Here is a 9,750-nt window from a genome sequence, read left to right as displayed (position 1 = left end):
GCCCACGCCCCCTTCGAAAGACCCCGGCCATCAGCGTGCGGCGCGGGCGCCGCGCGGCGGGGCGCGCGGGGTCTTTCGAAGGGGGCGTGGGCTTTTGTTCGTTATCCATCGTGATCTGTCAGGAAGACGGCGCGGCGTGCCGGAAATCGGACTGCTGGGCGGCGCGTGGGCGAGCGGTGCCGGGAGGGGGCGCCCGGCTCGGTCCGGGGCCCCGCCGGCCAGCGCGGGAAAAGAGCGGTGCGCACCGCGAGTGCGGCGCGACGATGGGCATGATCCTACGTGCCGTCCCCGTTACAGTCCAGCGGTCTATCTTTCAACGGGTTACGGTCGTTACAGAACGCGACGGGACGGTGACGAAACGATTACGCGCTGATGCGCCGGGCCGGTGCGCCGCCGATCTCGCGGGTGATTTTCGCGATGCACTCGTGCAGCGCGGGCACCACGTGTTCCTGCAGCCATTCGGGCGGACACTGGTGCGACGCGCCGCCGCAATTCACCGAATAGCGCTGGCCCGACGGGCCGACGAACCCGGCCGCGACGGCATTCAGGCCCTCGCGCCATTCGCCGATCGCGATCGCGTGGCCGTCGCGCATGGCATCGTCCAGCGCGGGGGTCAGGCGGGCGGACACATGCGGCCAGTCGTCGCCCGCCGTGGTGCGCAGCGACTCGAGCAGCAGGCGGCGTTCGTCGTCCTCGAGTGCGGCGAGATACGCGCGGCCTACCGCGGTGCGCGCGATGTCCATCCGCGAGCCGATCTCGAGGCGCGTGACGAGCACGGCCGAGCGCGGCCGGATCACGTCGATCGCGACCATGTCGAGCCGGTCGCGCACCGCGAGGTGCACCGACAGCGACGTGCGTTCGGCCAGTTCGATCATGAACGGCCGCGAACGCGCGCGGATGTCGAAGTTGCGCAGGAAGCCGTGGCTCAGTTCGAGCACCGACGCGGTGAGCACGAAGCGCTCGCTGTCGGGCAACTGAAACAGGAAGCCGGCGCTGACGAGCGTCGCGGTGATGCGCGAGACGGTCGGCTTCGGGATGCCGGTGAGTTCGGTCAGCTCGCGGTTGCTGACGGGCGCGTCGGCAGCCGCGATGCGACGCAGCACGGCGAGGCCGCGGGCGAGGGCGGTGATCTCGTCGGGCGAGGATTCACGGTCCCGCGACGCGGGAGGGGTTACAGTTGTCGACACGAGGGATTCTCTCTAATTCCGAAACTCGATTTCAATTTTGTTGGTATTGTAGGACTATTGTCAAAGGATGCATGTTCCGCGGGCGAACCGGTCATTTGATGAGATTTTACGGGTTCACCCTTGGTTTATTAGGAAAACGCGCAAATGTGCATTGCCGGAAAGTGCATGCGCCGGTGCAAATACCGCTTGACTTGTCGGTCGGAAACGGAAAGAATGTCTCACGTTTTCGAAACATCGTTTCAAGAGTTTAACCGTCAACGGTGTTTCGCGCAGTCTCTCAGGTTCTAGCACGGCCCTCGGAATGGCTAGAACTTTTTTAGCGCCACGGTCTCCGTGGCGCTTTTTTTTGCCCGTCTTTCCCGCTCGTCCGCCCGGACGCGTCAGGCCCGTATTATCCCCCGATCGTCGAAAGCCCCTGTTTGAACGCGGGCGGCGCCTGTTTGCGCGCGCGCTTGACGTGATTCGTACGCGCAAAAAAAAAGCGCGATGCCCGCACTGGGCATCGCGCATCAAACGGCGTGGAGCGCCAACGAATGAACGGTGATGAAGAAAGAGGCGTTCGGCCAGTGGGCTGGCCTGCCTCGCGTGGCCCGGTCAGGCCTTCGCGAGCTTGATGCTGGTCTGCTCGGCCGTCAGGTAGCCGACGCTCGCGCCGAAGCGGTCCTTGTAGTTCGCGCGCACGAGCGGGTCGAGCGTCGGCTTGACCTTGTCGTGCAGCGGCGACTCCCAGTCGCCCGCGTGCTGGAAGTTGCTCATGATGTACGTCCAGCCGTTGATCTCGTCGACCGCGTGCAGGCCCGTCGATTCGGCGCCGGCCGGGCACGACAGCACGCGCGCGAGCGATTTCGTGTCGACGTTGTAGGCCCACAGGAAGTTGTTCACGTGCAGGCCCGAGTCTTCGCCGATGAAGAGCGTGCGCAGCTTTTCGGAGAACTTCAGGTTGTCCGGGTTCGCGATCTTGTCCGGGTTCGCGAGGTTGCCGAGCCCGTCGGCCGCGGCGAGATCCTCGCCGACGAGCGCGGCCGGCGCGCCCATGTCGACCGGCACCCATTCGCTGTCGATCGCGCTGCCCGTCGTGTCGCGCTGGCTGCCCTTCAGGTTCAGCGCATAGACGGCGCCCGCGGAGATCTTCTTGTCGACCGCGACGTCGCGCGACACTGCGTTGCCCTTGACCATCGACGTCTCGATCCGCGACATCGCCGTGTAGACGATCTTGTCCTTCGCGTTCACCGTCGTGCCTTCGAGCTTCGTGAAGCCCATGCTGCCGCCGAGCAGCGCCGCGTAGCGGTGCGTCTCGAGGAATGCGGCCGCCTTTTCCATCCCCGGCTTCACGCGCATCCAGTTGAACTTGCCGCCGAAGTGGATCTTCGTGTAGCTCGCATCGTTCGGGTCGGTGGTCGTCAGGTCCATGATGTCCGACGCCTTCAGCGTGTTCGCGAGCGCTTCGATCTCGCTGCTGGTCGCGTGGCCGATCCTGATCCACGTGAGCGTCGCGGTACCCGCGCCGGCGGACGACGTCTGCGTCCACTTCGCGACGTACAGCGTGCCGGCCGACAGGTCCGCCGCCTTGTCGGCGACGAACATGAACAGGCCGCCGTTGGTGGCGTCGTCACCCATCATCACGGTGCGCTGGTCCGGCATCACCTGGATCAGCTCGTGCGAGATGCGGCCGAGGCAGTAGTGCTTCTTCACGGTGCCCGTGCCGTCCGGATTCACGGTGATCTCGGGCAGGTGGCCGTAGTGGTAGGGGTTCGCCTTCGTCTCGTCGCCGAACGTGTTCTTGCTGAACGCCTTGAACTGCGCGTCGGTCGCGGCCTTCGTCGCGTCCGGCTCGTACTCCTCGCTCGACAGGTGCGTGCCCCACGGCGACAGGCTCGCGCCGCACGTGATCCACAGGCCGTGCGCCTTCGACGTGTCGACGTTGTGGTACTTGACGACCTTCAGTGCGCCGTTGGCCGGATCCTGGTCGAGCGTCAGCACCGCGATCGGCGACGGCAGCTGGCCGTACTGCGATGCGCTGGCCTGGTCGCGCGTCGTGTATTCGAACTGCACGACGGCGAACACCGTGTTGCCCTTCACGCCGGGCACGTTCGCGTTCTTCAGCGTCAGCAGCGAGCTGCCGTCCGGGCAGTCGGAATAGAACTGGCGCTCCTTGCCGGCAACCGAGCGGTCGATGATCGGCTGGTTGTTGATGTCGTAGTAGCCGCCCGCGAGCGTCGTGCCGCCCTTGCCGTCCGGCACCATGTCGCCCGTCACGAAGAACGGCCGGTACGCCAGCTTGAAGTTGCGCGTCGAGCCGTCCGAGAACGACACCGACAGCGTCGAGCCGACCGTCGTCGTGGCCATCGCGGCCGCGTTGTCGAGCGTGGGCGCCGCCATCGCCGAGAACGTCGCCGACGTGTACGCGGCGGCGACCGGGGCCGGCGTCGACGCAGGATCGTCGTCGCCGCCGCAACCCGTCAGCAGGGCCGGCAGCGCGAGGCCGGAAAGGGGAAGCATCGGCGCGCCGGCGAGGATCTTCAGGGCCTGACGACGGGAAGCATTGGGCAACGCGGGCATGTGGAGTCCAGTTTCAGTTGTTGGAAGAATGACCTTCGCGAAGCAGGCGCGAGGCAAGCTCGGCGAAGGCGAATTGAAAACTGGACGGAAGTGTAAGGACGCTCGATGAAAGTTTTTTGAATTGAAACCGTAATGATGCGCCGGGCCTTCGCCAGGCGCTCAATCGCGTTCGGGCGTCGCCGAGATGCGGTGGATCGACAGGTCCGCGCCGTCGAACTCGGCTTCGCGGTCGAGGCGCAGCCCGACGGTCGCTTTCAGCGCACCGTAGACGAGCGTGCCGCCCGCGGTCGCGATCGCGATGCCGCCGAGCGTGCCGACGAGCTGCGACATGAACGACACGCCGCCGAGACCGCCGAGCGCGGGCAGGCCGAACACGCCGGCCGCGAGGCCGCCGAGCGCGCCGCACATGCCGTGCAGCGGCCACACGCCGAGCACGTCGTCGATGCGCCACTTGTTCTGCACGCAGGTGAACATCGCGACGAACAGCGCGCCGGCCGCGGCGCCCGTGACGAGCGCGCCGATCGGGTGCATCACGTCGGAGCCCGCGCACACCGCGACGAGGCCCGCGAGCGGCCCGTTGTACGTGAAGCCCGGGTCGTTGCGGCCGGCCATCCACGCGGCGAGCGTGCCGCCGACCATCGCCATCAGCGAGTTCACCGCGACGAGGCCGCTGATCTTGTCGAGCGTCTGCGCGCTCATCACGTTGAAGCCGAACCAGCCGACCGCGAGCACCCACGCGCCGAGCGCGAGGAACGGGATGTTCGACGGCGGGTGCGCGGCGATGCGGCCATCCTTCGCATAGCGGCCGTGGCGCGCGCCGAGCAGCAGCACGGCCGGCAGCGCGACCCAGCCACCGAACGCGTGCACGACGACGGAGCCCGCGAAGTCGTGGAACGGCGCACCGAACGCGTGCGTGAGCCACGCCTGAACGCCGAAGCGTTCGTTCCAAGCGATCCCTTCGAAGAACGGATAGATGAAGCCGACGATGATCAGCGTCGCGACGAGTTGCGGATTGAACTTCGCGCGCTCGGCGATACCGCCGGACACGATCGCGGGGATCGCCGCCGCGAAGGTCAGCAGGAAGAAGAAGCGCACGAGCGCGTAGCCGTTGTGCTGCGACAGCGAGCCGATGTCGTCGAAGAACTCGACACCGTACGCGATCGTGTAGCCGATGAAGAAATACGCGAGCGTCGACACCGAGAAGTCGACCAGGATCTTCACGAGCGCGTTGACCTGGTTCTTCTTGCGGACCGTGCCGAGTTCGAGAAATGCAAAGCCCGCGTGCATCGCGAGCACCATGACGGCGCCGATCAACAGGAACAGTGTGTCGACGCCGGATTTCAGGCCATCCATGCCGTGGCTTCCTTGCGCAAAAAACGGGCGAGGAACGCAATTATCGAGCCAACTTGGTGAGCGGCTGCGCGGAGTTGGTGCCTCAACACCGTGTGGCGCGGCATTCCGGGGAATCGTGCACGGGAAGGGGGCGCGGCCGGCAGGGGCCGGGCGTGATACCGGGTGCACGCATGTGGTGCGGTGCGTGCTGAACTGGTGCGCGTGACGTGCCGATCGGTGCGGCGTGGTGCGTGATGGTGCGTCGCCGCGCACCGATCCGGCGCGTCAGTGGCGCGGGAACAGCAGGGGCGGCCGGCGCAGCCGCAGCGCGCACGCCGACCAGTAAGCGGCGAGGGTTGTCAGCCCGAGCGCGGCGAACGCAAGCGCCGCGAACCCGGTAAGCGACTGGCCGTCGCCGTCGAGGCCGAAGATGCCTTGCGCGACAATCAGCGCGGCCGTCCAGAAGCCGATCACGGCCTGCGTGAGCAGGCGCGCAGATGCGACGCGGCGCGTGCGCCCGGATTCGGCCAGGCGGCGCGCCGACGGCCGGCGCAGGCAGAGGAACAGGGTGGTGGCGAGCAGCGCGGCCAGCGCGATGAGCCAGTCGATGAGGAAATCCATGAGAAAAAGGGGCACGTCCGAAGCGGATTGAAGCGTGTCCACTTTAGTGTCCTCGCGTGCGCGATTGAATCAGACGAGTCCGAAATTGAAAGCCATTTTTAATAACGCAGCGTGATTGGCCCTGTTCCACAGGCGGTATCATCGACGTCGGTCCAACCACGAGGCCGCGCGACGCGCGGCCGGAGATTGCTGATGAACATGAACACATCGCGGGCGCGTCGCGTGCCCGGGTTCGTACTGGCGGCCGTGGCGGCCGGCGCGCTGCTGTTGCTCGCGGGCTGCGAGAAGTCCGGTGCGCCGGTCACGCAACCCGATACGGCCGCGAGTGCGGCTGCCGATGCCGCGAACAATGCGGCCAAGGCGCTCGACCAGGTGGCGAGCACCGTCAACCAGCAGATCAACGCCGCGAAGGCCGGTATCGCGTCCGCGGCGTCGGCCGTGCCGCCGCTGTCCGCGAGCGGGCTCGCATCCGCCGCGCAGGCGCAGATCGACGCGGCCGCTTCCGCGGTCGTCGCGCATGCGGCTTCCGAAGCCGGCGCGAAGATCGCGGAAGCCGGCAAGAAGCTCCAGCAGTGGAGCCAGCAGAATGCCTCGGGCGCCAAGCCCGCGAGCGGAGAGTGACGCGGGCTTGCATGATCCGCAAAATGTAATTATGATGGTTACACATGTCGCCGGCCGCGGGATGGGCCGGCGTCGTCAAGTGAGTGAGGAATGAATACCAGCAGCCGGTTCGCGTTTGCCGTCCACGTGCTTGCCTTGCTGTCGATGCAGGAGGGCGTGCCGCTGTCGTCCGACATCATTGCGGGCAGCGTGAACACGAATCCGGCGCTGATCCGCCGGTTGCTGTCGATGCTGGCGGCCGCAGGGCTGACCACGTCGCAACTGGGCGCGGGCGGCGGTGCGCTGCTGGCGCGTGAGCCCGGCGCGATCACGCTGCTCGACGTGTATCGCGCGGTCGACGATGCGCAACTGTTCGCGCTGCACCGCGAGACGCCGAATCCCGCGTGTCTCGTCGGGCGGCACATCCAGGGCGCGCTGATCGACTATATCGGCGACGCGCAGCGGGCGATGGAAGCATCCCTTGCCACGCGCACGCTGGCCGACGTCACGGCCGACGTGCTGGATCTGGAGCAGCGCACGCAAGGGGCGGCGCGCGCCGGCGGGTGACTGGCGGCAGGGCAGGAAGCCGGACGGCGCGACAGGCGCGGCGCCGGCGCAACGGGGGCTTTGCCCCGTTTTTTTCGGTCTTATGTGTAATTAACTGTGTTACATATTTTTCTTACTGGAGAATCGATATGACGCAACGTACCTTGAATATCGCGCTGTTCGGCGCCACCGGCACGATCGGCTCGCGCATCGCCGCGGAAGCCGCACGACGCGGCCATCGCGTGTCGGCACTGTCGCGCAATCCGGGCGCAGCCGGCGACGGCATCACCGCGAAGGCGGCCGACCTGTTCGACGCGGCCAGCATTGCGGCTGCGCTGCCGGGTCATGACGTCGTCGCGAGCGCGTACGGTCCGAAGCAGGACGACGCGGCGAAGGTTGTCGCGGCCGCGAAGGCGCTGGTTGCCGGCACGCGCCAGGCGGGGCTGAAGCGGCTCGTTGTGGTGGGCGGTGCCGGTTCGCTCGAAGTCGCACCCGGCAAGCAGCTCGTCGACAGCGAAGGTTTCCCGGAAGCGTACAAGGCGGTCGCGCTCGCGCACCGCGACGCGCTCGACTACCTGAAGACGGTCGGCGATCTCGACTGGACGTTCTTCGCGCCGGCCGCGCTGATCGCCCCGGGCGAGCGGACGGGGACGTTCCGCACGGGCGTCGGTAAGCTGATCGCGGACGCGCAGGGCAACAGCAAGATCTCGGCGGAAGACTACGCGGTCGCGTTCGTCGACGCGCTCGAGCAAGGCAGCTTCGTGCGCGAGATCGCGACGGTCGCGTATTGAGCGGCGCGCCGGCCGCTGGTGCGTGAGCGCCGGCCGGCCGCGATGTGCAGGAACGCCAGGCGATTCCACCTTGACGGGCGGGATCGCCTGTTTCGTTTGGCGCGTTCCGCGCGTGTACCGGATCGGTATTTATACCGGTCGACGCGGCGAAGCGGTTTTCATATTGTTCCCCGTTGGGCAGGATGAATAGAATAAATTTCTATCGACGAGGGACTGGAGAAATGGACACCATCGATCGCAAGCTGCTGGAGCTGTTGCAGGCGGATGCCACACTGCCGATAGCGGAACTGGCACAGCGCGTGAACCTGTCGCAGACGCCGTGCTGGAAGCGCGTGCAGCGGCTCAAGGAAACCGGTGCGATTCGCGCGCAAGTCGCGCTGTGCGATCCGCGCAAGCTCGGGGTCGGCACGACCGTGTTCGTCGCGATCCGCACGAACCAGCACACCGAGGAATGGGCGCAGCGCTTCACGCAGGTCGTGCGCGACATGCCGGAAGTGGTCGAGGTGTACCGGATGAGCGGCGAGACCGATTACCTGCTGCGCGTCGTGGTGGCCGGCATCGACGATTACGACCGCGTCTACAAGCAGCTGATTCGCGCGGTGCCGCTGTTCGACGTCAGTTCGTCGTTCGCGATGGAGCAGATCAAGTATTCGACCGCGCTGCCCGTGCGCGATCTCGCCGAGCCGGCATGACGCGGCACTGAAACGCGGCAATCCAACGACGCGGGCGCGCATCGTGCCCGCGGGTTCAGCGGCCGCGTGCCAGTGCGCGCGCGCGTTCGTCGGCCAGCGCGTCGCGGCGCACGAAATCCGCGACGAACGGGCTGGCCGGATGGTGATGCAGCGCGTACGGCGTATCCCATTGCGCGAGCTGGCCGTCCTTCATCACGCCGATCCGGTCGGCGATCGCGAACGCTTCGGCCTGGTTGTGCGTGACGAGGATCGCGGTGTGGCCCGTGCGTTTCAGGATGTCGCGCAGCTCGAACGCGAGCCGCTCGCGCGTATCGACATCGAGATTCGAGAACGGCTCGTCGAGCAGCAGCAGTTCCGGCGACGGCGCGAGCGCACGCGCGAGTGCGACGCGCTGCTGCTGGCCGCCCGACAGTTCGTGCGGATACGCGCCGCTGGAATCGGCGAGGCCGACGAGTTCGAGCATCTCCGCGACGCGCAGGCGCCGTTCGGCCTTCGGCATGCGCCGCAGGCCGAACGCGACGTTGTCCGCCGCGCTCAGGTGCGGGAACAGTGCGTAATCCTGGAACATCATGCCGATGCGGCGCCGCTCGGGCGGGACGTCGAGCGACGGCGCCGCGACGGCCGCGCCGTCCAGCACGATCCGCCCCATGCGCACCGGTTCGAAGCCGGCGATCGCGCGCAGCACGGTGGTCTTGCCGCAGCCCGACGCGCCGAGCAGGCAGCCGATCTCGCCGCGCGGCAACGCGAGGCTCAGCCCGTCGACCACGGTGCGGCGGCCGTGCGGCGTGTCGTAGGCGAGGCAGAGGTCATCGAGTTCGAGCAGGTTCACGGTGTCAGGCTCCGATCTTGTGGCGGGTGCGGGCGAGCAGGATCACGGGCACGAGCCCGGCCAGCACGATCGCGAGCGCGGCGACCGCGCCTTCCTCGTAGGTGCCGCGCGCGGCTTCCGCATACAGCCAGGTCGCCAGCGTGTCGAAGTTCAGCGGACGCAGCAGCAGGGTCGCCGGCAATTCCTTCATCGCGTCGACGAACACCAGCAGTGCGCTCGTTGTGAGTGCGGGCCGCAGCAGCGGCAGGTGCACGCGGCGCAGCGTGCCGCCGGCCGTCTCGCCGAGCGAGCGCGCCGCCTGTTCGAGCGACGGCGGGATGCGCGCGAGGCCGGCCTCGATGCTGCCGGCCGGGATCGCGAGAAAGCGCACGGTATAGGCGATCACGAGCGCGGCCGCCGAACCCATCAGCAGCAGCCCGTCGCGGCCGAGCGCCGCGCCGAACAGCCGGTCGGCCGCCGCGAACGGGATCAGCAGGCCGATCGCGAGCACGGTGCCCGGCACCGCATAGCCGAGGCTCGCGATTCTCGCGCATACACGGGCCGGGCCCGCGCGGGCGCTGTCGCGTTGCGCGCGCGCGGCCCAGGCGACGACA

Annotated in this window: 10 protein-coding genes; 4 read left to right on the top strand and 6 right to left on the bottom strand. The window is 67.5% G+C overall.

The annotated features are described in order from the left end of the window. Positions 1–362: 362 nt before the first annotated feature. From G3N64_RS36600 to G3N64_RS36585, 4 genes are all read right to left on the bottom strand, one after another. Positions 363–1,187: an IclR family transcriptional regulator gene (locus tag G3N64_RS36600; RefSeq protein WP_205788506.1), complete on the bottom strand. Its 825-nt coding sequence runs from the start codon at positions 1,185–1,187 to the stop codon at positions 363–365. 594 nt (positions 1,188–1,781) lie between these two features. Continuing rightward, positions 1,782–3,746: an alkaline phosphatase PhoX gene (locus tag G3N64_RS36595; protein ID WP_205788505.1), complete on the bottom strand. Its 1,965-nt coding sequence runs from the start codon at positions 3,744–3,746 to the stop codon at positions 1,782–1,784. Between the two features lie 159 nt (positions 3,747–3,905). After that, a complete protein-coding gene (locus G3N64_RS36590) occupies positions 3,906–5,099 on the bottom strand; it encodes an ammonium transporter (protein WP_205788504.1) in 1,194 nt (397 codons plus the stop codon). Positions 5,100–5,363: 264 nt separating this feature from the next. Continuing rightward, positions 5,364–5,699 (bottom strand): hypothetical protein, encoded by a 336-nt coding sequence (locus tag G3N64_RS36585; protein ID WP_205788507.1) that lies wholly within the window; start codon positions 5,697–5,699, stop codon positions 5,364–5,366. A 192-nt stretch (positions 5,700–5,891) separates the two neighbouring features. Here G3N64_RS36585 and G3N64_RS36580 point away from each other — a divergent pair, with 192 nt between their 5' ends. The 4 genes from G3N64_RS36580 to G3N64_RS36565 all read left to right on the top strand — a co-directional run bounded on the left by G3N64_RS36580 (position 5,892) and on the right by G3N64_RS36565 (position 8,328). Further along, positions 5,892–6,320: a hypothetical protein gene (locus tag G3N64_RS36580; RefSeq protein ID WP_205788503.1), complete on the top strand. Its 429-nt coding sequence runs from the start codon at positions 5,892–5,894 to the stop codon at positions 6,318–6,320. 90 nt (positions 6,321–6,410) lie between these two features. Continuing rightward, positions 6,411–6,866, top strand: coding sequence for an Rrf2 family transcriptional regulator (locus tag G3N64_RS36575; protein ID WP_205788502.1), 456 nt, complete (start codon positions 6,411–6,413; stop codon positions 6,864–6,866). A gap of 128 nt (positions 6,867–6,994) precedes the next feature. Beyond that, complete coding sequence (locus G3N64_RS36570) at positions 6,995–7,636, top strand: NAD(P)H-binding protein (RefSeq protein WP_205788501.1); 642 nt, start codon at positions 6,995–6,997, stop codon at positions 7,634–7,636. A 221-nt stretch (positions 7,637–7,857) separates the two neighbouring features. Further along, positions 7,858–8,328, top strand: coding sequence for an Lrp/AsnC family transcriptional regulator (locus G3N64_RS36565; protein ID WP_205788500.1), 471 nt, complete (start codon positions 7,858–7,860; stop codon positions 8,326–8,328). A gap of 55 nt (positions 8,329–8,383) precedes the next feature. Here G3N64_RS36565 and G3N64_RS36560 read toward each other — a convergent pair whose 3' ends face one another. After that, positions 8,384–9,157 carry an ABC transporter ATP-binding protein gene (locus G3N64_RS36560; RefSeq protein WP_205788499.1) on the bottom strand — a complete coding sequence of 258 codons (774 nt, stop codon included), beginning with the start codon at positions 9,155–9,157 and terminating at the stop codon, positions 8,384–8,386. 4 nt (positions 9,158–9,161) lie between these two features. Further along, the coding region (locus G3N64_RS36555) for an ABC transporter permease subunit (protein ID WP_205788498.1) at positions 9,162–9,750 on the bottom strand (589 nt) is incomplete at its 5' end.

Source organism: Burkholderia sp. Ac-20344, assembly GCF_017104975.1.
In the GTDB taxonomy this organism is placed as follows: domain Bacteria; phylum Pseudomonadota; class Gammaproteobacteria; order Burkholderiales; family Burkholderiaceae; genus Burkholderia.
This window is presented reverse-complemented; position numbering and strand designations above follow the sequence as displayed.

What these genes read in the sequence shown, in the direction of transcription:
- G3N64_RS36565 (WP_205788500.1), top strand. Translation starts at nt 7,858, where the DNA reads ATGGACACCATCGATCGCAAGCTGCTGGAGCTGTTGCAGGCGGATGCC.
- G3N64_RS36595 (WP_205788505.1), bottom strand. Translation starts at nt 3,746, where the DNA reads ATGCCCGCGTTGCCCAATGCTTCCCGTCGTCAGGCCCTGAAGATCCTC.
- G3N64_RS36590 (WP_205788504.1), bottom strand. Translation starts at nt 5,099, where the DNA reads ATGGATGGCCTGAAATCCGGCGTCGACACACTGTTCCTGTTGATCGGC.
- G3N64_RS36585 (WP_205788507.1), bottom strand. Translation starts at nt 5,699, where the DNA reads ATGGATTTCCTCATCGACTGGCTCATCGCGCTGGCCGCGCTGCTCGCC.
- G3N64_RS36580 (WP_205788503.1), top strand. Translation starts at nt 5,892, where the DNA reads ATGAACATGAACACATCGCGGGCGCGTCGCGTGCCCGGGTTCGTACTG.
- G3N64_RS36570 (WP_205788501.1), top strand. Translation starts at nt 6,995, where the DNA reads ATGACGCAACGTACCTTGAATATCGCGCTGTTCGGCGCCACCGGCACG.
- G3N64_RS36575 (WP_205788502.1), top strand. Translation starts at nt 6,411, where the DNA reads ATGAATACCAGCAGCCGGTTCGCGTTTGCCGTCCACGTGCTTGCCTTG.